Source organism: Pseudoalteromonas sp. 1CM17D, from assembly GCF_023161805.1.
Taxonomy (GTDB): domain Bacteria; phylum Pseudomonadota; class Gammaproteobacteria; order Enterobacterales; family Alteromonadaceae; genus Pseudoalteromonas; species Pseudoalteromonas atlantica.
Map to the genome: position 1 here is coordinate 1 of NZ_JALNTP010000008.1, position 25,136 is coordinate 25,136.

Sequence of the window (25,136 nt, forward strand, 5' to 3'; positions counted from 1 at the left end):
TAGCTGATAGCTGATAGCTGATAGCTGATAGCTGATAGCTGATAGCTGATAGCTGATAGCTGATAGCTGATAGCTGACAGCTGATAGCTGATAGCTGATATCTATTCCCTTTTATTTTAGCTACAATACGCGCCGAACAAATTTTAGGTAATAGCCCCGTTGAAAAATCCCCAACATAACTCAGTATTAGTTTTGCGTGCTCAGCAAATTAGCGAATCGCGTCGCGAATTTAATGCCCGTGGCGGCAAAATGGATCGCTGTGAGCAGTGTTTAATTGCTAAGCATTACTGTATATGTGAGGGTGTAGAACAAGCGCAGTGCGATGCTGGCGTGTGTTTATTAATGTATCATAATGAAAGCTTTAAACCGTCAAACACAGGGCGTTTAATTGCTGAAATAGTCCCTGACAACTATGCATTTAGATGGGACAGAACAGAGCCAAGCGCTGAGCTATTAGCTTTACTAAACAACGCTGATTATCAACCTATGGTGATATTTCCAGCTGAAGATGTAGAGCCGGGCAGGGCAACCACCGAAGTAAACATTGAGCCTGGCAAAAAGCCATTATTTATATTTTTAGATGGTACCTGGCGCGAAGCTAAAAAAATGATCCGCAAAAGCCCGTACCTAGATAATTTACCGGTGTTGTCGATCACCGCTGATAAATTATCAGATTACCGTTTACGCGTTGCACCTCACGCATACCAGTTAGGCACTGCTGAGGTAGGCATTATGGTGTTAGCGCTCGCAGGTGAGCAAGATGCCGCCTTAAAGCTTGAACAGCACTTTATAAAATTTCGTGATGCGTACTTACTTGGTAAGCGAAATAAGGGCAGGCCACAGTAACTTAATTTTAGGCAAAGAAAAGCGCGCTCTATCTCTAGGCGCGCTTGCGGAATCTTCTAATTTTGCATCCTGCAATTGAACTTAATCAACTCCAATTTTTACTTATCCATGTGATTACGATATTACTTTTTAGTTCTATGTAATTTAGGCTATCCGGGCCTATCTCCTTTAAATCCCTGTACATCCCTGTACATCCTGTAGTGGTAAAAACTATTACCTATTCCTTTTGGCACATCCTAGTGCAGTCCATTAATTTACAATTCCATTGTGTTGCCTCAAGGGCCTGTCCATTTAATTCCTGTCACATCCTGTTAAACAACTATCCGCTGTTGTTATCCTTGCTGTATCGTCCTGATACGTTCCTTTGTGCAACAATCCATTGCGATACTCATCCTGAGCCTGTCCTAATTTCCGTGTTGTCCGTAGTAACCTAATCATTGGTTGTTCGAGTAAGCAGTCCATTTCCTTTTACTCGATAAGCATCACTGCTTGGTTGATGTAGTAATTGTAGCGTGCTGGTGCAACTAAAATAGGTTAAAACGGCTATAGATTTACTTATAAAAAATGAGTATTTATAACAAATCAAATAAAAACAGGTACTTACATTAATTTCACTGGGTTGTTATAGATTTTTTTACTCATTAGCTGTCAGCTCTGTAAGAGATGTCTTACGCGGTATTTCCCTTTTGGTCATTAATTACTTATTTACATTTATGTAAAGAGTGTATATTTTCACGTATCACGATAAAATCCCCTGTAAATAATTACTATTTAGGTAAATTGATATGAGAACTGCACTGGCTATACTTACTTGTATTATTAGCGCTTCGCCTGCGTTTGCGAGCGATGTTGTTAATATTTACTCTTTTCGTCAACCGTTTTTAATTCAACCTATTTTAACTGACTTCACTAAGCAAACTGGCATTAAGACGAATGTGGTTTTTGCAAAAAAAGGGTTAATAGAGCGTGTTAAGCGTGAAGGAAAACACAGTAAAGCCGATTTAGTATTAACATCTAATTTTAGTGCACTTATTCAGCTAGAAGATCTAAATTTAACGCAAAGTATTAAAAGTGATCGCATTAAAAACAATATCCCTGCGTCGTATAGAGATAGCGACGGGCAGTGGGTGGCATTAACTAAGCGGGTTCGTAATGTGTATTCATCAAAAGAGCGCCTAGGTGCATTACCTGAACTCACCTACGAAGATTTGGCTAACCCACAGTATAAAGGACAAATTTGTACACGCTCTGGCAAGCATCCTTATAACCTTGGCTTAGTTGCTTCGATGATTGCTCATCACGGTGAGGAAAAAACTAAAACATGGTTAGAAGGTGTTAAAGCTAATTTAGCACGTAAGCCACAAGGGAACGATCGCGCGCAGGTAAAAGCGGTAAAAGAAGGTTTGTGTAATCTTGCTTTAGGTAATAGTTACTACCTTGGCAAAATGCTTCAAGACGACGAGCAAAAAGCGTGGGCTGAGTCTGTTTATATTAATTTTCCTAATCAGCAAAATCGCGGCTCACACATAAATGTTTCGGGTGCTGTCATTACTAAATATGCAAAAAACCCTGATAATGCCCTTAAGCTTATTGAGTTTATGAGCGAAACCAAAGCACAAAATATGTATGCCTCTGTAAATATGGAGTACCCGGTTAAGCAAGGCGTTGAGCTATCAAGTTTAGTCGCCTCTTGGGGAAGCTTTAAAGAAGATGGCCTGGCACTTGATGAGATCAGTAAATATCGTCCGTTAGCCCTTAAGCTAATAGATGAGGTGAAGTTCGACCTTTAATGAATTTTATATTTAAGCTGTCTAGATGGCAGCTCTTTGCTTGGTCGACAGGGCTTTTATTGTCGGCCCCGCTGTTTTTTCTGATATATGAATCTTTACAAGGCGACTCAGAGGTATTTTCTCATCTGTGGGATACCGTGCTGTGGGATTATATTACTAATACTGTGCTGCTTATTTTTGGCGTATGCCTGCTTAGCTGTGCAATTGCACTACCGCTTGGTTGGCTCAGTGCGTATTGCTCCTTCCCCGGGAAAAAGCAATTTGAATGGGCGCTTATGCTGCCCCTTGCAATGCCTACCTATTTAATAGCTTATGTGTATACCGATTTGCTAGATTACGCAGGCCCTGTGCAAATAGCCCTAAGAGACTGGTTTGATTGGCACTCGCCAACGGATTACTGGTTTTTTGATATTCGCACTTTGCCCGGCGCTATGGTGATGATTGCACTTGTGCTGTATCCGTATTTATTTTTAATTTTTAAAACCGCATTGCGAGAGCAGTCATTTAAGTTAGTGCAAGCTAGTCAATTAATGGGTTTATCGCCTTGGCAAAGCTTTTTTAAGGTAAGTATAGTGCTTTCTCGTGGCTCAATTGTGGCAGCCCTTGCGCTCATAAGCATGGAAACCATGGCCGACTATGCAACGGTAAGTTACTTTGCAGTGAGCACTTTAACCACCGCAGTGTACGATACATGGTTTGGTTATTACTCACTCACGGCTGCAGCGAAAATATCGGGCGTTATGCTGTTACTGCTGTTTTTAGCTTTAATGGCGGAGCGCTTTAGTCGGCGTAACCAAGCCGTGTTTGAGCGTCAATCAGGTGTTAATAGCGAGTCGTTGTATAAACTTAAAGGTAAACATGCATGGCTGGCTACGTCATTTTGCAGTGTTATTTTGCTCATTGCTTTTATTATACCTATGTTGGTATTGCTAAATTATGCAATAACTTACTTTGATAAAGCGTGGAACACGGCATTTTTTAGTTACGCGTGGCAAAGTTTAAAAGTAGCTATTATTGTAAGCGTAGTCAGCATAATACTCGCTACACTCATTGTTTTTTATCAGCGTGTGGCAAAGCAAGGCTATTCTTTAATACCTGGTCGCTTAGCGAGCACCGGCTATGCACTGCCAGGTACGGTACTGGCTATTGCTGTGTTATTACCGCTTAGCGCATTAGAAAACTCAATAAATACAGCCCTTGAGAGCTACAACCTAGATATAGGTTTATTACTAACCGGTAGCATTATCACTATTATAGTGGCTTACTTAGTGCGCTTTTATGCCATTGCGCACGGTGCTATAGAATCGAGCTTTGTACGTATTAGTCCATCACTGGATATGGCTAGCCAATCTATGGGTAAAAGCCAAGGGCAAACACTGCGCTTAGTGCACCTTCCTTTATTACGTCGAGGTCTTTTAACAGCTGCATTGCTTGTATTTATTGAGTGTATGAAAGAGCTGCCAGCCGCATTACTATTAAGGCCTTTTGACTTTGAAAGTTTAGCCACACATGTATTTCAATATGTGAGCGATGAGCAGCTTGAGCTTGCTTCTATTTCCGCTTTATTTATTGTTTTGGTTGGGTTGATCCCCTTGTATTTTATTAATCGTTCTATGGAGCAACGCAGTTAAATGAGCCGTTTAAATTTACAAGGTGTGGGTTATCACTACAGTGGCACGCATGTGCTACACAATTTAGATTTAACGGTGGGTCAAAACGAAATTGTGTGCTTGCTCGGAGCCAGCGGCTGCGGTAAAACAACCACCTTAAAAGCAATTGCTGGCCTTATTGAAATAAATGAAGGTAGTGTATTTATAGATGGCAAATGTGTAAGCGACAAGCATACATTTGTATCACCGGAGCATCGTAATATAGGGATGATGTTTCAAGATTATGCCCTGTTTCCGCACCTCAGTGTGGCCGATAATATTGCGTTTGGGCTGGGTAAAATAAGCAAAGTTCAAAAACAGCAACGGGTAGAGGAAATGCTAGAGCTAGTGCATTTAACAGGGTGTGCAAAACGCTACCCTCATCAGCTCTCGGGTGGCCAGCAGCAACGCGTGGCTATTGCGCGGGCTTTGGCTTATAAGCCTAGTTTATTGCTTCTTGATGAGCCTTTTTCGAACATAGATACACAAGTACGTTTTGAGTTAATTGCTGATATTAGGCGCATTATTAAAGCGCAGCAGGTTTCTGCGGTATTTGTTAGCCACTCAAAAGAAGAGGCCTTTGCGTTTTCAGACACGCTAGCCATTATGCACCAAGGAAAAATAGCCCAACAAGGTACACCAGAGCAGCTTTTTGCCATGCCAAAGACAAAGGAGGTTGCAGAGTTTCTGGGTCAGGGCATATACTTAGGCGCAGAAGTGTTAACGGCAACTGAATACACAACGCCTTTTGGTGTCGTGCAATCGCAGCATGAGCATACGCACAGTGCAATAAAAGGGGTGGTGTATATTCGTCCACACCATATTGAGCTTGCGCAAAATACGCAGGCCGATAACCCTCAAGGTGTGAGCATTTTAAGCCGTCGGTTTATAGGCTCGGCTTATGTTTACACTGTTGTAATTGCAGAGCAAGAGATTGAAGTTGCCGCACAATATGGCCAGTCATTTGAAATAAATGAGCAGGTTATAATAAAAATAAAACCTCACACGGTGAATTTTTTCGAATCATAACAAATGTGTTATTCGCTGTGTTTTATAAAGCTAAGGAATAACAATGGCGCAAGCGCAATCTGGGATTTGTGCTGAAGCAAACTTACACGGTTTGCATTTATTTTTTAATGTATTTGATGGTCAAGACGAGTCATTGCGCGCAAAGCTTAAGCGCGTAAGCGCAATTGAAGAAGAGTTTAGTGATCAGTTCTCCGAAGCCATGCTCTCTTGCATGGTGGCTATAGGCGCGCAATATTGGCCGCATATACTACCTGAATATATCCCAAGCGAGCTGCAAAGCTTTCCTAATATAAATCACAGTGATTTTGTTATGCGCGTACAGCTATGTGATTTATTCATACAAATTCGCTCAGACCGAGAAGATGTTAATCACCTTTTTGCATTGCAAATATTAAAGTTGTTTTCGCCCGATGTAGAGCTGGTTGAACAAATTCGCAATTTTAGGTTTTTAGATGGGCGAGACTTTAACGGCTTTATTTATGCAGGCGACACCCCACATGGACGCCAAAAACGAATCACGGCACTGGTTAATAACCCCGACAGCTTTGAACACCAAGGCAGCTATATTCATGTACAGCGTTATAAGCATGACCTGAGCGTATGGCAGCATTTATCACTAAGCGAGCAAGAGCATATTATGGGGCGTACACGTTTAGATAACACCTTAATTGAGCCTAAGGTAGATACGAGCCACGCGACTAGAAGTGAGCTAAAAGATGAAAGCGGCCAAGCAATACTGCTTAACCAAAGCATGCCGTATGGCGATGTTTACGAGCAAGGCATGCTAAGTATTACATGCTCTGCATCGGGAAGTGCGTTTGAAAAGGTACTTAACAGCCGCATAGGAAAAGGGGAGTGTTACGACCACTGGCTTGATTTTACTCAAGCCGATATGGGCTCAGCGTTTTTTGCGCCGTCAGTTAGTTTTTTAAAACAGCTTTAAACCGTATCAAATAAAATGCGTACGCGCTCTAGTGTAATGTCTATTTCAGATATTTTTGCTGGCGCAATAAAAATGGTGTCATCTCCGGCAATTGTGCCCAATACACCATCCGCTTTGCCTAGTGAGTCTAATAAGCGGGCAATTAACTGCGCAGCGCCTGGGCTGGTGGTTATAATAATCATCATTTCGTTATGCATAATATCAATAACAAGCTGACGTAGTGGGCTTTTAGCAGTCGGTACGCCCATTTCTGCGGGTAGGCAATAAACCATTTCTTGTTTAGCATTACGGGTACGCACAGCGCCAAACTTGCTAAGCATGCGCGACACCTTACTTTGGCTTATATTGTCAAAGCCTTGCTCTTTTAATGCTTCGACTATTTCGCCTTGCGAGCCAAAGTTCTCTTCTTTTAAAAGTGCTTTAAACGCTTTTACCAGCGCTTCTTGTTTGTCTTGTGGTTGCATAGTCTTTATTCATTTTTGTTATTTATAATGCAAATTCTACACAAAAATGAATAATTATGCAGCAGTTGTTTAGTTAACTTGCCAGTTTGCAGCGATAAACCAACAAAGTTTACAACTATGGTCGAAAATATAGCTGAAATAAGCAGGATAAATTTGTTTTTAGTCGCTAATTTCATTATCTTAAGAGCCACAAATATTTCCTACCTCAAATTACGGAGAATTCCAATGAAAGTTGCTGTATTAGGTGCTGCAGGCGGTATCGGTCAAGCGTTGTCTTTATTATTAAAAACAGGCTTACCAGCTGGTTCTGAATTATCACTTTACGATGTTGCACCAGTTGTACCAGGTGTTGCGGTTGACCTATCTCACATCCCTACAGATGTTAAAGTGGCAGGTTTTGGCGCAGACGATTTAAATAAAGCGCTTGAAGGGTGTGATATCGTACTTATCCCAGCGGGTATGCCACGTAAACCAGGTATGGATCGTGCGGATTTATTTAACGTAAACGCAGGTATCATCAAAACATTAGCAGAAGGCATTGTAGCTAGCTGTCCTAAAGCGTTAGTGGGTGTTATCACTAACCCAGTAAACGGCACTGTGCCAATTGTTGCTGAAGTATTCAAAAAAGCAGGTACTTACGACGCTAAGCGCGTATTTGGTATCACTACGCTTGACGTAATTCGTTCAGAAGCATTTGTTGCTGAGCTTAAAGGCGTAGACGTAGCAACCGTTAAAGTACCAGTAATTGGTGGCCACTCTGGCACAACTATTCTTCCTCTACTTTCTCAAGTTGAAGGCGTAAGCTTCACTGAAGAAGAAGTAGCTACACTTACTCCACGTATCCAAAATGCAGGTACTGAAGTAGTAAATGCTAAAGCGGGCGGTGGTTCAGCTACATTATCTATGGGTGCTGCTGCAGCACGTTTTTGTATGTCTTTAGTTAAAGGCCTACAAGGTGAAGACGTAGTAGATTACGCATACGTTGCTGTTGAAAATGGCGATGCAGAGTACTTTGCTCACCCAGTACGTTTAGGCACAAACGGCGTAGAAGAAATTCTTTCTTACGGCGAGCTAAGCGCATTTGAAGAAAAAGCTAAAAACGACATGCTTGAAACTCTGAAAAAAGACATCAAAGAAGGTGTTGATTTCATGGCGTAATAGCCAAGTTATGCACAAAAAAGCCTGCTTATGCAGGCTTTTTTATTGCTCGAAAATTATGGCCCTTAAACACTAATTAAGGGAGGCTGCAAAGTTAGTGATCTCGCTCTACAGCTATACGCGCTAAGCTGATTAACGCTTGCTTGTACTGCGACTCTGCTAAAAAGTCTAAACAGGCAATGGCCTTGTCTGCTTCTTGCTGCGCCTTTTGCATTGTAAATTCAAGTGCGTTGGTTTGTTTAAGTGCCGTTAAAATAGCCTCAAGGTTATCCATACCATTGCAATGCTCAATGGCATCGCGAATAAGGGCTCTTTGCTGATCACTGCCGTGCTTCATCGCATATATTAGCGGTAAGGTTGGCTTACCTTCTGCTAAATCATCACCAATATTTTTACCTAATTGGTCAGCGTCTGCGTTGTAATCAAGCACGTCATCAACTAACTGAAAAGCAGTACCTAAATGCATACCATATAAATTAAGCGCATCTAACACACTGTTATCTTGCTCGGTAATAATAGCTGCAAGCCCTGTAGCGGCTTCAAATAATTTAGCCGTTTTAGAGTAAATAACCTGCATGTAACTTGCTTCGGTGGTATTAGGGTCGTTGCAATTCATAAGTTGCAATACTTCACCCTCAGCAATCACGTTGGTGGCATCAGCAAGCACTTGCATAATTTGCATTTTGCCCAGCCCCACCATAAGTTGAAACGAGCGGGTGTAAATAAAATCCCCAACCAGCACGCTGGCAGCATTACCAAATTCGGCATTTGCAGTCGGTGTACCACGGCGCAGGTTAGATTCATCAACAACATCATCATGTAATAGTGTTGCAGTATGAATAAATTCAACAATCGTTGCCAAAGTAATGTGATCTTTACCTTGGTAACCCAAAGCTCTTGCTGCCAATATTGCCAGCATCGGGCGTACGCGTTTGCCGCCGCTGTTAACGATGTACAAACCAAGTTGATTGACTAACGCCACATCTGAGCGCATTTGCGCGTGTATAAGTTGATTGACGTCATTCATATCGCTTTCGATTAACGCCTGGATAGCTTTTATATCCATTGATCTCCGAGCCAATTTTTATGTGTGAACGGCGCCGATTGTACAACAAAAAAAGCACTAGCTCGATATTTTGTGACGATTCATTAAAAAAACCGAGTTAAAAACCTTAATTAGCGCTTAATTAGGGTATTTAATTGTATATTTCACACTCAAAGCGCGACTATTTATTGCGCAGTCAATGGGTTCTGGAGTAGGCATAGCGACACGTAAATTTATTTTGTCTTTGCACTAAAAAGCGCTTGGCAACAGGGCAATTTAATATAAAATGGGGGAAATATTGAATTGCTCTCAATGCAGCTACTTTTTATTCATTTTAATTACAAAATAGGCTTGCTAGTTTTTATGCATTAGCGTAAACTTCGCGCCCTATCGAAGAATATTTTAGTTGCGTCGATTTGAGGGCGCACAGACGGAGTTAATTATGTACGCGGTTTTCCAAAGTGGTGGTAAACAGCATCGTGTGACTGAAGGTCAAACGATTCGTCTTGAAAAATTAGACGTTGAAACTGGTGCAGCAGTTGAATTTGATTCAGTACTTTTAGTTGCTGATGGTGAGAAAATCGAGATCGGTGTACCGTTCGTAAACGGTGGTAAAGTAACAGCTGAGGTTGTTTCACATGGTCGCGGTGAGAAGATTAAGGTTGTTAAATTTAGACGCCGTAAGCATTCTCGTAAGCAAATGGGCCATCGTCAATGGTTCACTGAAGTTAAAATCACTGGCATTAGCGCTTAATTAGAGGTACTTAGAAATGGCACATAAAAAAGCAGCTGGTAGTACTCGTAACGGTCGCGATTCAGAAAGCAAACGCCTAGGTGTTAAGCGTTTTGGTGGCGAATCAGTTCTAGCGGGTAGCATCATTGTTCGTCAACGTGGTACTCGTTTCCACGCTGGCGCAAACGTAGGTATCGGTAAAGACCACACTATCTTCGCAAAAGCAGATGGTAAAGTTCAATTTGAACAAAAAGGTCCTTTAAACCGTAAATACGTAACTATCGTAGCTGAGTAATCAGTAAGGTAGTAAAAAACCCCGCCTTTGCGGGGTTTTTTGTTTTCAGAAACGTCAAATATATACCCAAGCCTGCATTTACGTTGGCTTGGGTATATAATAGTTAAATTAAAGCCAATCCCTAAAGTGAGTAATCATGAAGTTTGTAGATGAAGTAGAAATTCGCGCAGAAGCTGGTGACGGCGGCAGCGGTGTCGTGTCTTTCCGTCGAGAAAAATATGTACCAGACGGTGGCCCGGACGGCGGTGACGGTGGAGACGGTGGTAGTGTTTATCTACAAGCTGATGAAAACTTAAATACCCTAATTGATTACCAGTTTGAGCGTTTTCACCGTGCAGAGCGTGGTACTAATGGTCAAAGCCGTAACTGTACAGGTAAAAAGGGCGAAGACTTGGTAGTAAAAGTACCTGTGGGTACACGTATTACCGACGTTGACACTCAAGAGGCGTTAGGCGATTTAACGCAGCATGGTCAAAAAATTGTGGTTGCAAAAGGTGGTTTCCATGGCTTGGGGAATGCACGTTTTAAATCAAGTACTAACCGTGCCCCACGTCAAAAAACGTTAGGTACTCCAGGCGAAGTTCGTAACCTTAAATTAGAGCTTATGCTACTTGCCGATGTAGGCTTATTAGGGTTGCCAAATGCAGGTAAATCAACGTTTATTCGCAGTGTATCGGCAGCAAAGCCAAAAGTAGCTGATTACCCGTTTACCACGCTAATTCCTAATTTAGGGGTGGTGCGCCCAGAGGCTAACAAATCGTTTGTAATAGCCGATATTCCGGGCTTAATTGAAGGTGCCTCAGACGGTGCTGGCCTAGGTATTCGCTTTTTGAAGCATTTAGAGCGTTGTCGTGTATTGTTACACGTGATTGATGTTATGCCTGTTGATGGTTCAAACCCTGTTGATAATGCATTTGCCATTATTAATGAGTTACACCAATACAGCCCTAAGCTTGCAGAAAAGCCACGCTGGTTAGTGTTTAATAAAATAGACCTATTGCCAGAAGAAGAAGCGCAAGCTTTGTGTGAGCAAATTGCGCAAGAGCTAGGTGAAGAAGAAAACGTTTACCGTATTTCAGCAGTCAATAAGCTTAATACTCAGCCATTAATTCACGATATTATGGCATTACTTGATAGCATGCCTAAAGAGAAGTTCGTTGAGATTGAAGACGAAGAAGTTGAGTTCAAGTGGGATACTTATCATCAAAAAGCAACCAAAGGCGATGATGATGATTGGGACGACTGGGATGAAGACGACTACGATGTAGAAGTGGTCTACGAGCGTTAATAAAAAACATATTTTAAAAAGGAGCATAAGCTCCTTTTTTATTTTTTAAGAATAAAGTACTAGGTATTTGATGTGATAATTTCAATGATCGCCGCAATGGCAAACAACCGTGTAATTGGTCTTGATAATAAAATGCCGTGGCATTTACCCGCCGATCTACAGCATTTTAAAAAGGTAACGACAGGCAAACCTGTCGTTATGGGGCGTAAAACATTTGAATCGATAGGTCGTCCTTTACCTGGGCGTCGCAACATAATTATTACCCGTAATAGCCAGTATAGTGCTCAAGGTATTGAGACGGTCACCACCCCAGAGGCTGCGCTAGAGCTGGTTAAAGCCGAAGAAGAGGTGATGATAATTGGCGGTGGTAATATTTATCAGCAGTTTTTACCAAGTGCCGATCGTTTATATTTAACCTTTATAGATTTAGAGGTTGAAGGGGATACGCAGTTTCCAGATTACCAAGCGGTAGCAACGTGGGAAAACGTCGACGAACAGACAAATAAACCCGATGAAAAGAATCAATATAGTTATAAATTCGTAACTTTACATAAAAAAGATTAACATTATTGCGAAACTTACAGCGGGTTGGTACAATATTAGACAATAAATATAGGTAAAAAGTACCATAAAGGGTGTTTCATGTTTAAATTGTCAAAGCTAATTGTTATTACAGCCGTTGCTGCTGGTTCGTTAATGTATACCGTGCCTGCTAAAGCCAATGATCAATTAGCAGTATCTATTTGTGAATATATCGCAGCTGATGATAAAAACCGTTTACGTAGTAAACTAAAAAGCTCACGTGTAAAAATTCGCAATATTTACGATGCTATTCAATGTAATGGTAATAATTTACTTCGCCATGCTGTAGTTAGTAACGCTGTTGACTCGGGCGAGTACATAGTTAAAAACTTATCAAAAAGCGCACTGTCTGATGGCGCTGATATAGCATGGGCCGAAGGCAATGGCCACGGTGGCTCACCGTTAATTGCTGTAATTAAAGACCGTGCTGGCCTTTAATTAACACAATAAAATAAAAACCGCGCGGGTCGCGGTTTTTTTGTGCCTGGCGTTAGCTAATACGCAGCGCTTTAGTAATGGTGATAGCTGTATTAAGCCTCTTATAATTTACCCACCCAAGTGATGAAACTCTCACCTTGTAATTAACCTGCATTTCTTATCTTTAATAGCATATAAATTGAGTTGCTTGGTTTAATAAAGGCGTTGTATTCGCTAAGCCTTTACTCGTATATTTGCCGCAAATATACGTGTTTTCCCTGAGTTACATAAAATTGTCATAAATAGTTAATAGTCTACGCGCTTAAACAATAGGGGTTGTTATTTATGCGCGTATCATCTTTTACTCGGCTGTTAGCCATACTGTTAACATTGGCAAGTATTTTATTAGCCATCACACTATTTTGGGCAAGCCAAACTTTACTTAAGCTTGAGCAACAAGACAGCGCATACAGTAAATTAAAAAACACGATTTTAGTGGATTTAGCCGGTGACTTAGGCAGTTATCTAGAACAAGGTGATAGCCAATACTTAAATCAATCATCAGCCCTAATTGAACAAGTTAAAACACAGCAACTCGCAGTGCTCCCCTCGGTACTTGCCGAGCAATTAAATGAGCAGCTCAGCACGTTAGATACCGATATTAAAGGTAAGTACAGAGCGCTGGGTAAATTGTCGGGCAACGAAACGGCGTTACTTGATAATGCAATTCGCCAAATGGCCGGCTCAGCCTCGTCACTGATTGGTTATGCAAAAAAATCCCCTAATCAAAATAGCGATGCGCAAGCTTATTACAGACTTGGCGCAGATTACTATAATGAGGTGACCAACCTTGCCTTATTTACTTATCAACTAATCGTAAGTTACGACAGCAATACTGAACAAAGTTTGCAGCAAAGTATTGCTAATTTAAATGCGTTAGCAGGCAAAATAGAGCAACTCCCTAATTTAGGTGTTATGAGCGAGGTTGACGAAGATGCTCTATTTTTTGACGAAGAAGCTGAAGATTTGGCCGATGAAATAAAATCTGAAATTACCAGCTGGCCTAACCGCTACCCTCGCGATTTAGCCAGTACATTAGCGCAAGCCCAGCAACGTGAAGCCGGCACCAATGAATTGCGTGAGCAAATTAGCTTGCTCTCTAAAACCGTTATTAATGCAGAGCAGCAACTAAAACACGCACAAGGGGCGCTTAAAGAAAACGTATTTTGGGTATTTTGCTTTGCTATTGGCGCTTTGGTGATGCTAGCCGCAGGGGTTTATATTGTGCAGCGTAACCAAGTGCTCAACCCATTAAGGCAACTCAGAGACGGGTTTGCCTTTTTAATTGAAAGTAACGAGCTTAAAAATATTGAAAGTAAGAACCCAAAAACAGAGGTTGGCGAAATAGCCAGTTACTTTAATTTATTAATTGAGCGACAGCGCAAAGAGGCACAAGAGCGTGCCCAAATGCTAAAAGTGGTAAATGATTTTATGCAGCAAATGAGTGATCATTTGCAAACTATTAGTCAAAAAGCGTCTACAAGTCATGGGCAAGTGGAGCAAAACCAACATTTGCTTGCTGATATTCAACAAATTGGCGAGCAGGTAAATAATATTAATGCCCAAGTGGCTGATAACGCCCAACACACTTTTAGTGCAATGGAGCAAAGTTTAGGCTTTGCACAAAGCATGCTAAGTGCCAGTTCAGACACGCAAACACGGGTTGAGCAAAGTATGCAAAACCTACAAGAGCTGCTTGCGGGGGTTGAAGGCGTTGGGCAAATTATTGAAGTGATCCGCAATATTGCCGATCAAACAAACCTACTAGCGTTAAATGCAGCAATTGAGTCAGCACGTGCTGGCGAGCATGGCCGAGGCTTTGCTGTTGTAGCTGATGAAGTACGCCAGCTTGCCCGTCAAACTCAAGGCTCATTGAGCGATATTAATGAGCAGCTCACACTACTGAGCGAAAAGTCGGGCACAGTATCTACACAAATTGCGGCCTTAGCAGATGGCGCGCAGTCGCAAACACAAAACGCGCAAGAGCTAAAAGTAAACTCAGAGGGCGTGGCCGATAACGCTCAGCAAGCCAACAAAGTGGCCTTTGAGGCCATGGAGCTGGCTAAACAGCAAAGTAATTTGCTAGATAACTTTAGCCAGTCAATGCAAAGTATGAAAGGCCAAGTAAGCGAATCAAGCTTACTTGTTGACGATATTCATAGCCAGTTACAACAGCAAATGCAAACCATAAAAGTAAACCTTGGCTTGTAAATACCTGCTAACACAAAGGTAATTAGCGTTATACTGTAGGCTCATTAATCAAATGCTTTAAGGATTTATCATGATTGAACAAGGTCAAACGTTACCCGCAGTTACATTAACGCAGCTAACAGACGAAGGCATGCAAACTCACACTAACGCTGAGCTTTTTAATGGTAAAAAGGTTGTGCTTTTTGCTGTACCGGGTGCATTTACGCCTACCTGTTCAAATGCGCATTTACCTGAATTTATAACCCTTAGTGATAAAATTAAAGCAAAAGGTATTGCGGCAATTTACTGTGTATCGGTTAACGATGCTTTTGTAATGAAAGCGTGGGGAGAATCTCAAAATGCCCAACAAATCGACATGTTAGCAGATGGCGATGGCAGTTTTACTAAAGCGTTAGGGCTTGATAAAGACACCGGCAGTTTTGGTGGAACACGCTCTACTCGCTATGCAATGGTAGTCGACGATAATGTAGTAACAGGACTGTTTGTTGAAAAAGACAAAGAGTTTTCAGTAAGCCGTGCTGAATCTGTGTTAGAAAAACTATAATCGCATTATTAAAGCCCTAAGTGCATGCACTTAGGGCCTTTTAATTATGGCTGGTATTGGCCACTTAATGTTAAACCCGAAAAGGTTCTGTAAGCGTTAACGCTTAAATGCCACGTACCCGCTTGCGGATTGCTAAACGTACATGTTTCTGCGTTACCGTTTTTATAAGGACGACAGTCGTAGCTAGATGCGGTAGGTTGGCTGCCAAACTTAACAAATAAGTCGGCATCACCTGTACCACCTGAGGTGGTGACTGTAAATGTGCTCATTCCTGCTGGCACATCTAAGGTATAGTGCTTCCAGTTACCTGTTGTAGCCGTTACATCGCTCACCGTGCCGCCACCGGCTTCTGGTGTAGTTGAACCGCCACCTGTAGAACCACCTGTAATATTACCCACTAAACTAACGCCAGAATAAGCCGAGTAGCCACGAAGCATTACATGGTATGTACCGGCGGTTGGGTTATCAATAGAACATTCTTCGCTATTACCGCCTTTGTACGGACGACAATCGTAGCTTGAGGTAGTTGGTTGGCTGCCTGCGCGTACGTATAAATCTGCATCGCCGCTACCGCCACTCATTGTGAACGTAACATTCGTTGCGCCACTTGGTACTGTCATCGTGTAATACGCTTGTGAACTTGCAGCGCCGCTTAAGCCTGTTTTAGCTTCGCCATCTGTCAGTTCGCTATCGCCACCGGTAGGAGGTGTTGTACCGCCACTTGCTGCAGCTACAGCGGCTGCTGCATCAACAATACCTGTACCACAACTTGTACACGTTGCTGGGAATGAGCGGGTGGTCGATTTTAAAATGCTTTCTATTTCATCTGGGGTAGCATTTGGTTTAGCTTGCTTTATCAGGGCTGCAACACCGGCAACATGAGGCGCCGCCATTGATGTACCTTGAGAGAACGCATAGTTATCGCTTGAAGGTGTAGACGAGCCTGAGTTATAGGTTGATAAAACGCCTTCAGAGTCGTTTGCAAAGCTTTGTGCGCCGCCCGGCGCTGCAACATCAATATTGCTACCGTAGTTTGAATAATATGCTCGTCCGCCGTTACGGCCAACAGAGGCAACATTGACAACGCCACTACAGTTACCTGGATTATAGTTTGCTGAGTTATCGTTATCATTACCGGCAGCAATAACCACGACTGCACCGTTGCTGCGTGCCGTGTTAATTGCGTTTTGTGTGGTAGAGCTACACGAGCCGCTGCCACCTAAGCTCATGTTAATTACATCAGCAGGGTTTGAGTTGGCAGGAATGCCCGATACACTTCCGCCAGATGCCCAAATAATGCCATCAGCAATGTCTGACGTTAAACCACCACACTTACCAAGTACACGTACAGGCACAACTTTAGCGCCATAAGCCACACCGGCAACACCTTCACCGTTATTAGTAACAGCCGCAACCGTACCTGCTACGTGCGTACCGTGCCAGCTTGAGCCTTGTGCGCCGTTATTTCCACATTCGCCAGCGGCTACAGCATCGCCCGGATCGCGTGCGTCACTGTCGCGACCGCCGCCATCATTAGCTACCGATAGGTTAGAGATCATATCGTAACCCGGTAAAATGTTAGCATTTAAATCAACATGTGGGCGGTAGCCAGTATCAAGTACCGCAACCACTACGCCACTGCCTGTTGCAGTATCCCATGCGGTTGGTAAGTTTAGGCCGCCAGCTTGCTCGTAGTAGTGCCATTGATCGCCGTAACGAGGGTCGTTAGGCGTTGCAAATGGTTTTAACATTTGATCCACTTCAATGTATTCAACATTGCCAGAATCAACCATTTCTTGCATAAATTCTTGTGCTTCTGCAGCGCTTAGTTTTTTATCTGCGCGCATAACATGGTGGTTATTAAGCGCCATTGCACGGATGTACTTCGCTTTTACTTTACCTTTTTTAGAAGCGAAATTTTTTACAAAGCGTTGAGCACGCTTTTTCATATTTGCAGGGCTTGCGTCAGCAGACGAAATGCTTAGCATATCGTTCGCGCTATTTTTGTACTTAATAATAAACTGAGTTTCAAAACCCGATTGGCTTTGTAGTTTGGCTGTGGTTTCTGCCATAGAGGTAGACACATCTTGAGCAACACTTGCAGATGCTGCAAATACCGTACTAATAGTGAGCGCGATAGCGCAACGCTTAAATGATTTACTTGTTGTCATAATTATCCCTAGTTGTTATTAGTTAGTTCGTAATATTAAATTACGAAACAGAAACAAAGGTAAATGATCTGTTAATTTCTTTAAAATAATAATTGCTTATGTACCTATTTCTTTTAGTTATAACCTAGGTGTACGGTGCCTTTGTCGTTGTTTAGTATTTATCATATAAAACAAAAATAAGTATAAAGGATTGTTATTTTTACACTGTTTAGAAAAGCCCATAGCTAGCCTTGGTTACATTTGTTGCTATAAATTTAATAATAAATTCTATTCAGAGTGTTTAAACAAACTTTGCTATAATCGGGCAAATTTTTGAGTAGGGCGAAGTAATGAATCAAGTAGATGTAATTGTGATTGGCGCAGGTGCAGCCGGATTAATGAGTGCAGCACAAGCCGGTTATCGCGGGCGTAGCGTTACAGTGCTTGATATGGGCAAAAAGCCTGGTCGAAAAATTTTAATAAGTGGTGGTGGGCGTTGTAATTTTACCAATGAAAATGCCAGTGCAGAAAACTATTTATGCAGTAACCCTCACTTTGTTAAGTCGTGCTTAAGCCGCTATACACAACACGATTTTATTGAGCTGGTAGACCGCCACGGCTTGGCATACCATCATAAAACCTTAGGCCAGCTGTTTTGTGATAACAGCGCGCAAGATATAGTCGATATACTACTTACCGAATGCGAGTGGGCTGGTGTTAATATTAAATTGCGCAGCGAAGTGTTAAATGTGGCTAAAACCGACATTGGCTACCGTGTTACCACTGAACAAGAAACACTTACTTGTGAATCGCTAGTTATCGCATCGGGCGGTTTAACAATGCCCAAGCTTGGCGCCACTCCTATAGGCTATAAAATTGCAGAGCAGTTTGGCTTAAACGTACTACCTACCATGGCGGCGCTTGTGCCATTTACTTTGCATCAACACGATAAAGAACGCTTTGAAGGGCTTTCAGGAATTAGTATACCGTGCGAAGTGTCTAGCGAAGACGGCACTGTATTTAAAGAGAATATTTTGTTTACTCACCGAGGTTTATCGGGGCCTGCCATATTGCAAATAAGCTCATTTTGGCGAGCGGGGCAGGCAGTAAGCATAAACTTGCTCCCTGATCTCGATTTAAAACAGCAACTGGCTGATTGGCGAGAAACACAAGCCCAAAAATCATTAAAAAATAGTCTTGCGACTATTTTACCCAAACGCTTTATAGACATACTGCACGACAGCAAAGCTATTCCAGATTGTAATATTAATCAGCTTACCCATGCTCAAATAGATGAGTTAGCAAGCTATATTCACGCATGGCAAATAAAACCTAATGGCACAGAGGGCTATCGTACCGCCGAGGTAACTTTGGGCGGCGTTGATACTGATGAGCTGAGCTCTAAAACCTTTGAAGCTAAAAAAGCCAAAGGCTTATATTTTATAGGCGAAGTAACCGATGTAACAGGCTGGCTTGGGGGCTACAACTTCCAGTATGCGTGGAGCTGTGGGTTTGCATGTGGGCAATATGCATAAGTATTTCAGCGTATTGTGATAGATGAGATAAAAATATTACACTCTTAATTAAGGTGATTTTAAAGAGTGTAATATTGGTGCGTATATTTTTGCTGTTAAGTATTGTCGCTACAAGTTTTAATGCATTAGCATCAGAAAACTACAGCGATCATGAAGCGTTTTGCTTGCAACAGCCCAAAACGCACTGTTTAACTTATATTGAAACGCGCCTTAATGAAGTCAAAGATAACCCTGCACAGTGGTACAAAATAAAAACCTACCAATTTGATTACTACTACGACTACCAACAGTTCGAAAACTTACTCAACGCTATTACTCCTTTTTTAGAGCAAGATAAGCTGCCCGATGTATTTAAGCTACAAATGTATTTTTATTACGCGAAAGCACTTAACTATATTGGCAAAAAAGCAGAAGCTAAAACGTATGCCGCTAAAGCGTTTACCCAGTTAGACGGGATATATAATGCTTTTGGTGACCCTTTAAGATTAGTGGAGTTGGCTAACCTACACTATGTGTTTGGTAGTAAAAAAGCAGCGATGCGATTACTAAGAGATGCCGAGCAGCGCTTTGCAAAAAATAACGATCCTATTTTTCATTTAGAGCTGCACATTAACAAAGCGCATATTTACTTAAAGTGGCAGCAATACGAGCACGCAGTAAAAAGTAATTTAATGGCCTATAACGCCATAAAAAACACCAACCACGCTGCTAAAATCGTGCTTGCTAGCGGTAACTTAGCGTACAGTTATCAGCAAAATAAAGAGTATTTAGAAGCTATAAATTATTATAAAACCGCATTCAAATTTACTGAGCCCTCAAGCATTTACCATGCTATTTATAGCTTACGTTTAGCGCAGGTATATTTACAAATAGGTAAAAAGGTACAAGCGAAAGAATGGCTTAGTCGCATTGATAGAAACGCCACCGAGTTTGGTAAAGGCCATGCTGCATTGTATAGCAAGCTGCAGCACGCCCTTAGCAATAATTAATTTGCAATCGCTGCTTTATATGGGGTGTTAACGCCTGCGTAACGCGGGCCAAATATTTCTAAACCTTTAGGGCCTGTAAATTCCTTTGGCGCTGGTAAAATTACAACGGCTACTTTCATGCCTACCGCGTAATTAGGATTAGTAATGGGTGTGCCTGTTTGGCTGTTAATACAGCATATTAAATCAGGAATAGTTACGTGCACTTCATCATTTAAAAACGCGGCCATGTTTTCGTTTTTAACCGTTATTTTGTAGCTGTTATTTATAAACTCGCCTAACCCCTTAAGTGTTACTTCGCCTAAGGTAAAGCCTTCTACGGTGTTAAATTCAAATGTGCTTACCTCGCCTTCAAAGGCAACAAAGCCGCCGCCGTGCTTGGCAATTATGTGTGCGGTGTTAGCGTGCTGTGCGTTGGCGTCACGCATTGCTTTACCGAGTTTAAGGGCTTTACTAATGGTGCCATGAATAACCGCGTTTTTCATTTGCTCAATAGGTAAAATATGATCAATAGCTGCTATGTCGTTACGGCTAATTTTAGCCAGTGCTCGCACGACTGTTTCGGCGCGTAAGTCGTCCATTACATTTTCGCAAATAAAGCACTCACCAAATTCATTCGCGGTAATAATGGGCGCTGCGGGTAAGTTATTTAAATAATAGGTTGAATGGGTGATCTCCGGTACTGCGCGCCCAGCGGGGTCGGCATCAATAATGTAGCCGTCAAACATTGCAGCTAAGTAAAACGATACTGCGGTGTTTGAGCCGCCAAGCTCACAACAAATAGTGCCATAAATAGCATCGTTACCTGTGTATTCAAGGGTGCGCTGGTAAGCAGCTAAAATAGCGTGCTTAGTGCTGCGGGGCAGGTTTGCATACGCGCGTTCTTCTTGTTCACTTAAAGCAGAAATAGCGCCTAACATGTAAGGCGTACAAACAAGCTCACCCGCGGGGACTTCATCGGCACTAATTAGTTTAAAGGTTTTACCCTGTGCGAGTGCTTCGTCAATATAGGCAATGCCTTCACTTAACTCACCGCCGCCGCCAGTGCCTAAAATGGCGCAGCCGTATAAAATATCAATAAGTTGGTCACGATTAAGAATTTGCATGTGTGTATCGCTATTGGTTAACTCATACCCATCCCCAAAATAGATCACTTAATTAAGCGGATTGGTATAAAACAGCAGGCATTAAAAAATACCTGCTGTAAAGGTGAAAAAATTAAAATTGGTAACTGAGCTCTATACCGTAACTACGAGGCTTATTAGGTTGGCGCACTAAGTCTGTAACCCCATCGGCTAGTAGAAAAATATCTTCAATAGCGCGCTCATCCGTAAGGTTGTCTACGTAAACTTGAACGCTCCACTGCTCTGATTTAAGCCCTACACCGGCATTTAGGTAGGTATAACGCGACGACTCAACATCAGGAATATCAATACTAAATGTTTTCGGGCCTTCAATTAATAGCTCAGCGCGCGAGAACAATGACCACTCACCGTTTAGTGCTAAGTTATGATTTGCCGACAGCCCGTAGTTATACTCAGGTACCCAAAATTGTGGCCTGCCAGCCAGTTTTGGGCGCAGTGCAAAGCGTTTAATTTCTGAATCAACAATACCTGCACTGAGGTTAATACTTAAATTGCTGGTGGCAGCAAAGGCGGCTTCTAGCTCTAAGCCTTTGGTTTGTACTTCGTCAATAGAGAGGTTTTCAAGGGTGAAGGTATCTATATTAAATTGGGTAAATTGCGCATCGTCTTGCTCAATAATAAACGCGGCGCCATTAAGGGTAACTTTGTTACTAAATAAAGCGGTTTTAAAGCCTACTTCGTAGCTGTCAGAAATTTCTTTATCAAAGGTGCGGCTAATACCGTCGGCCGGCTCGTTAAAGCCCCCACTTCTAAAACCACGCGAGTAGCCGGTGTAAAGCAGTAGGTCGTCATTCATTTGGTACGCCAAGGTAACTTTAGGTTGTAATTGGCTAAACGATTTTTTAGCGTAAGTGGCGTCTTTATTGGTTGGGTCGAACGACTCACGAGTATCGTGATCGTAACGCATTGCACCGGTGAGCTCTAACTGCTCGTTTATATCGTAGTTAAACTGCCCAGCAAGTGCCCATGCATCGCTGCTGTTATTATCGATAATTGAAAGGTAGGGCTCGTCGTTGGCAAAATCTGCACGCGTTAAAATTTCGGCATCGGTAAAATCATCGTAAAATAATACCGCAGTATCGCGGTCGCGCTGTTGATAAAACGCCGACACCGACCATCTAAAAGTCTGATCCGACTGGGATATAAACCGCGACTCTAGCGTTAACGATTCAATATCGTATAATCCTTCAGTACCAAATGGGGCTCTAAAAAAGCCATCTTCGTCAATAAAAGTGGCATCGGCAGAGTAGTCGCCATCGTAAAAGTGCTCGTTTTCTGAATTGCTGTACGCAGTTACAAACTCAAATTTACCTAAATCGTAATGTTGGGTTAGCTTGGCGCTTAGCTCATACACATCACGCTCATCTTGGTTAATAATATTTTGTGAGGTATTAATTGAAAAGTCTTCAATGGTGTCATCGCTCACCCCTTGGTAGTAAGCAAACCCAGCTTCGCTTGAGGTGTATTTACCTTTAAGATTTATTGAGGTGTCTTCGCTTAGCTCAAACTCTAACTGTGAAAAAACCGATTGCTCTTTTAACGGGTCGGCGTAATCGCCTGTGTAGGTATTTTTAATCAGTCCGTCGGTATCTTTAATGTAACCACCGGCTCTAAAATAAGCGGTGTTTTCATCGTTAAGCGAACCCGATACAACCGCATTCAAATTATACGTGTTGCCATTACCTACAGAGCCTTTAATTTTACCTTCAAAGTCTTCAATAGGTTTTTTAGTTGTCACAATAACCGCACCACCAATGGCGCCGCGGCCATACAGTGCCCCTTGTGCGCCACGCATAACTTCAATACGTTCAATATCAACTAGGTCTTGGTTTATAAACTCTAAATCGGGGGCGGTAACACCATCAACTACAAACGCTAATGGCGGATCGCCCACCTGCGGTGTAATTAAGCCACGAATAGTAATACGGGCAAGGCCGGGCCTAAAATTATCGAGCTGCGATAAGTTGGGAGTTAAATTAGCAACATCACGAAAGTTAGTAATACGTGAATTTTCGATTGTCTCGGCGCTAAATGCGGTAACAGAGTCGGGCACGTTTTGTATCGACTCAACACGCCCGCGCGATATCACCGAAATTTTTTCTATAGTGTCAGTTACTGTTTGTTGTTGTTCTTGCGCATGCACATAGTTTATGCACGACAGGGTAACTGCCGATGCTAATAGTGTTTTACGAAAGCGTATTTTGTTGTATCTGCTCATGTTCTATGTCCTAATGTGACTATCATGGTGATGTTACTTAGTGATAAACATTGTCGCTTTTTCAGACAAAATAATATTTTGTAAACCCTTAATACAGCACACACAAATTGCTGAAAATAACGCTTAAGCGCGTAATTTTATGTATTTGTTGACCTTAAATTTACAAAATTAATTATTATTAAATGTGAAACCGGTTATGAAAAAAACGATAAAAATAGACAGGTATAATCAAAAAATACTGGCAATTCTGCACCTAACTGCCGATTTAACAAACGTTGAATTGGCCGAGCAAGTTAACTTGTCGCCCAGTGCATGTTTTCAGCGAGTAAAAGCATTAAAAGAGGCGGGATATTTTAGAACCTTTCATGCTGATATAAATTTAGAGCAAATTTGTGAGCACGTGTTTGCCTATATGGAATTTACCCTAGAGGACAATAACCTAGCAGCGCGGCGTAAGTTTTTAGCTGACATACACAACATTCCCGAAATAATGGACTGCATGCAATTAAGTGGTGATATTGATTATATTTCTTTTTGTTGTTTTGCCGATATTCAAGCGCTTAATGCAATGTGCGACAGGCTAACCGGCAGCTCACAGTATGAAATAAAAAAGCTGACTACACGCATAGTGCTTGAGCGCGCTAAGTTCTTTTTAGGCTACCCGCTGGAAAAACTTAAATGGCGAGACGAAATGAAAGTAGACGACGAAGAGTAGCTGCCTAATTTAGATTAATAAAAAGGCGCTTTATGCGCCTTTTTATTGTTTAAAGTTATTGCTGAATAACCGGTTTGGGCGCAATGGCTTTTGCAAACAGGGTATAAATAACGGCCGTTAATATAATGGCGTCAATCACGGTAATACCACTCATTGATACGTTAAATAAAGCGCCATTACACACCGCATATGCCGCGCCTACAAACCATGCGCTAAATGCGGGAAGTGAAAAGTTAGCGTTATTTGCCAAAGCCGCTGCGTTATAAGCATGGGGTTTAATAAACAGTGCATCAACAATAATTACGCCCGCTACCGGTACAAAAATATCAGACAAAAACGCTAAAAAGCTTATAAACATATCTAAAATATTTATAAAGGCTGCGCCAATTCCCACCAAACCTAATAACACAATAACCCACTTTTTATGCCAATGCGGGAAGGTAGCCTCTACGCTAAGTGCGGTACTGTAAAGGTTTAACGAATTTAAAATCCAGCTGCCTGCTATCACAATAAAAAACGCTGAAAACCCTAAATTAAGCGCAAGCATTAAGCTTAATATTTCGGTTTCTTGCATGGCGGCTGCGGCAAATACAGCCACAAAAATAACCAAAAGCTCAATAACCATATACGCAATAAACGAGGTGTACACGCCGCCACGTTTTTGCTTAGAAAAACGGGTTATGTCGGGCAATATTATTGCGCCAATAATAACGCCGCCAACAATGGCAGCTACACCATCTTCAAGAGAAAGCGTTGCTGATTTTTCTAAATTAATAAAATCAACCAGTGGCATACTATCGAGCGCGCCAAAAAGCATCATAGCGGTGACCGCAGCCAAAATAGGGATCATGATAGAGGCCAGCACATTAATGGCTTTAAACCCATACAGTGTGGTTATGAGCATGGCGCAACCTGCGACTATATCGATGGGCCATTCGGGCATAATAATATTAAATTCTGCACTGAGTAAGCGCACCACGGCATTAGAAAACAAATCAATATTTACGCCAAACCAGCCAATTAATGATAAAGCAAAGGCAATATTAACAATGCCCGCGCCAGCATTACCAAACGCTATTTTTACCAATAAATAAGAGCTTAAGCGGCTTTTTACACCTATGGTGCCCATAGCCCCACCAATAAGGGTTAATATAAGTGAGCCAATAACTAACGCCCACAGTGTATTACTCACACTTGAACTTTGATGTATTTCTAGGCCGGTGATAAAAGTGGGCAGCGAAAAGCTGAGCATAGCGGCTATGGCTGCAATACGCGGCCAGGCAACAAGTTCGTTGCTATTAATAGTGTGGGGGTCGTTCCCGTTTGGCATTGC

Annotated in this window: 22 protein-coding genes; 16 read left to right on the forward strand and 6 right to left on the reverse strand. The window is 42.0% G+C overall.

Going from position 1 to position 25,136, the window contains the following annotated elements; all coding sequences use genetic code 11:
- The first annotated feature begins 159 nt into the window (after positions 1–159).
- From MSC25_RS14005 to MSC25_RS14025, 5 genes are all read left to right on the forward strand, one after another.
- Positions 160–846, forward strand: coding sequence for a tRNA-uridine aminocarboxypropyltransferase (locus tag MSC25_RS14005; RefSeq protein ID WP_029773351.1), 687 nt, complete (start codon positions 160–162; stop codon positions 844–846).
- Between the two features lie 785 nt (positions 847–1,631).
- Complete coding sequence (locus tag MSC25_RS14010; RefSeq protein WP_029773350.1) at positions 1,632–2,636, forward strand: Fe(3+) ABC transporter substrate-binding protein; 1,005 nt, start codon at positions 1,632–1,634, stop codon at positions 2,634–2,636.
- Positions 2,636–4,267 (forward strand): iron ABC transporter permease, encoded by a 1,632-nt coding sequence (locus MSC25_RS14015; RefSeq protein WP_248443784.1) that lies wholly within the window; start codon positions 2,636–2,638, stop codon positions 4,265–4,267. Before MSC25_RS14010 ends, MSC25_RS14015 begins: the two co-directional genes overlap by 1 nt.
- Positions 4,268–5,314 (forward strand): ABC transporter ATP-binding protein, encoded by a 1,047-nt coding sequence (locus MSC25_RS14020; RefSeq protein WP_248443785.1) that lies wholly within the window; start codon positions 4,268–4,270, stop codon positions 5,312–5,314.
- Positions 5,315–5,357: 43 nt separating this feature from the next.
- Positions 5,358–6,257, forward strand: coding sequence for a Dyp-type peroxidase (locus MSC25_RS14025; protein ID WP_248443786.1), 900 nt, complete (start codon positions 5,358–5,360; stop codon positions 6,255–6,257).
- On the opposite strand, the gene argR is transcribed toward MSC25_RS14025, so the two are convergent.
- Entirely contained in the window at positions 6,254–6,721 is a 468-nt protein-coding gene (argR, locus tag MSC25_RS14030; protein ID WP_004587918.1) for a transcriptional regulator ArgR, read from the reverse strand. The two genes, MSC25_RS14025 and argR, sit on opposite strands and share 4 nt — an antisense overlap.
- A 225-nt stretch (positions 6,722–6,946) precedes the next feature.
- On the opposite strand from argR, the gene mdh reads away from it, so the two are divergent.
- Positions 6,947–7,879, forward strand: coding sequence for a malate dehydrogenase (mdh, locus tag MSC25_RS14035; protein WP_004587919.1), 933 nt, complete (start codon positions 6,947–6,949; stop codon positions 7,877–7,879).
- 94 nt (positions 7,880–7,973) lie between these two features.
- Here mdh and ispB read toward each other — a convergent pair whose 3' ends face one another.
- Complete coding sequence (gene ispB, locus MSC25_RS14040; RefSeq protein WP_054982281.1) at positions 7,974–8,945, reverse strand: octaprenyl diphosphate synthase; 972 nt, start codon at positions 8,943–8,945, stop codon at positions 7,974–7,976.
- Positions 8,946–9,366: 421 nt separating this feature from the next.
- On the opposite strand from ispB, the gene rplU reads away from it, so the two are divergent.
- From rplU to MSC25_RS14075, 7 genes are all read left to right on the forward strand, one after another.
- Positions 9,367–9,678 (forward strand): 50S ribosomal protein L21, encoded by a 312-nt coding sequence (rplU, locus tag MSC25_RS14045; protein WP_004587921.1) that lies wholly within the window; start codon positions 9,367–9,369, stop codon positions 9,676–9,678.
- A 16-nt stretch (positions 9,679–9,694) separates the two neighbouring features.
- Positions 9,695–9,952, forward strand: coding sequence for a 50S ribosomal protein L27 (rpmA, locus tag MSC25_RS14050; RefSeq protein ID WP_004587922.1), 258 nt, complete (start codon positions 9,695–9,697; stop codon positions 9,950–9,952).
- A gap of 136 nt (positions 9,953–10,088) precedes the next feature.
- The gene (cgtA, locus tag MSC25_RS14055; protein WP_248443787.1) at positions 10,089–11,240 is read left to right on the forward strand and encodes an Obg family GTPase CgtA; all 1,152 of its coding nucleotides are present in this window, start codon (positions 10,089–10,091) and stop codon (positions 11,238–11,240) included.
- Between the two features lie 72 nt (positions 11,241–11,312).
- Complete coding sequence (folA, locus tag MSC25_RS14060; protein ID WP_248443788.1) at positions 11,313–11,804, forward strand: type 3 dihydrofolate reductase; 492 nt, start codon at positions 11,313–11,315, stop codon at positions 11,802–11,804.
- Positions 11,805–11,882: 78 nt separating this feature from the next.
- Positions 11,883–12,260: a DUF3718 domain-containing protein gene (locus tag MSC25_RS14065; protein WP_004587925.1), complete on the forward strand. Its 378-nt coding sequence runs from the start codon at positions 11,883–11,885 to the stop codon at positions 12,258–12,260.
- Between the two features lie 324 nt (positions 12,261–12,584).
- On the forward strand, positions 12,585–14,510 hold the full coding sequence (locus MSC25_RS14070) for a methyl-accepting chemotaxis protein (RefSeq protein ID WP_248443789.1): 1,926 nt from the start codon (positions 12,585–12,587) through the stop codon (positions 14,508–14,510).
- 70 nt (positions 14,511–14,580) lie between these two features.
- The gene (locus MSC25_RS14075; protein ID WP_029773342.1) at positions 14,581–15,054 is read left to right on the forward strand and encodes a peroxiredoxin; all 474 of its coding nucleotides are present in this window, start codon (positions 14,581–14,583) and stop codon (positions 15,052–15,054) included.
- Between the two features lie 44 nt (positions 15,055–15,098).
- On the opposite strand, the gene MSC25_RS14080 is transcribed toward MSC25_RS14075, so the two are convergent.
- Positions 15,099–17,225, reverse strand: a complete 2,127-nt coding sequence (locus MSC25_RS14080) for a S8 family peptidase (RefSeq protein WP_096042327.1) — start codon at positions 17,223–17,225, stop codon at positions 15,099–15,101.
- A 329-nt stretch (positions 17,226–17,554) separates the two neighbouring features.
- Between MSC25_RS14080 and MSC25_RS14085 the strand changes: the two genes are divergently transcribed.
- Together MSC25_RS14085 and MSC25_RS14090 are read left to right on the forward strand one after the other, a co-directional pair.
- Positions 17,555–18,739 (forward strand): NAD(P)/FAD-dependent oxidoreductase, encoded by a 1,185-nt coding sequence (locus tag MSC25_RS14085; RefSeq protein ID WP_248443790.1) that lies wholly within the window; start codon positions 17,555–17,557, stop codon positions 18,737–18,739.
- Positions 18,740–18,816: 77 nt separating this feature from the next.
- A complete protein-coding gene (locus MSC25_RS14090; protein ID WP_223230617.1) occupies positions 18,817–19,728 on the forward strand; it encodes a hypothetical protein in 912 nt (303 codons plus the stop codon).
- On the opposite strand, the gene MSC25_RS14095 is transcribed toward MSC25_RS14090, so the two are convergent.
- Together MSC25_RS14095 and MSC25_RS14100 are read right to left on the reverse strand one after the other, a co-directional pair.
- Positions 19,725–20,831 carry a DUF917 domain-containing protein gene (locus MSC25_RS14095; protein WP_248443791.1) on the reverse strand — a complete coding sequence of 369 codons (1,107 nt, stop codon included), beginning with the start codon at positions 20,829–20,831 and terminating at the stop codon, positions 19,725–19,727. The genes MSC25_RS14090 and MSC25_RS14095 overlap by 4 nt on opposite strands.
- Before the next feature lie 112 nt (positions 20,832–20,943).
- On the reverse strand, positions 20,944–23,088 hold the full coding sequence (locus tag MSC25_RS14100) for a TonB-dependent receptor (RefSeq protein WP_248443792.1): 2,145 nt from the start codon (positions 23,086–23,088) through the stop codon (positions 20,944–20,946).
- Between the two features lie 196 nt (positions 23,089–23,284).
- Between MSC25_RS14100 and MSC25_RS14105 the strand changes: the two genes are divergently transcribed.
- Positions 23,285–23,803 carry an Lrp/AsnC family transcriptional regulator gene (locus MSC25_RS14105; RefSeq protein ID WP_248443793.1) on the forward strand — a complete coding sequence of 173 codons (519 nt, stop codon included), beginning with the start codon at positions 23,285–23,287 and terminating at the stop codon, positions 23,801–23,803.
- A 55-nt stretch (positions 23,804–23,858) separates the two neighbouring features.
- On the opposite strand, the gene MSC25_RS14110 is transcribed toward MSC25_RS14105, so the two are convergent.
- Positions 23,859–25,133, reverse strand: coding sequence for a cytosine permease (locus MSC25_RS14110; protein WP_248443794.1), 1,275 nt, complete (start codon positions 25,131–25,133; stop codon positions 23,859–23,861).
- Positions 25,134–25,136: the final 3 nt, after the last annotated feature.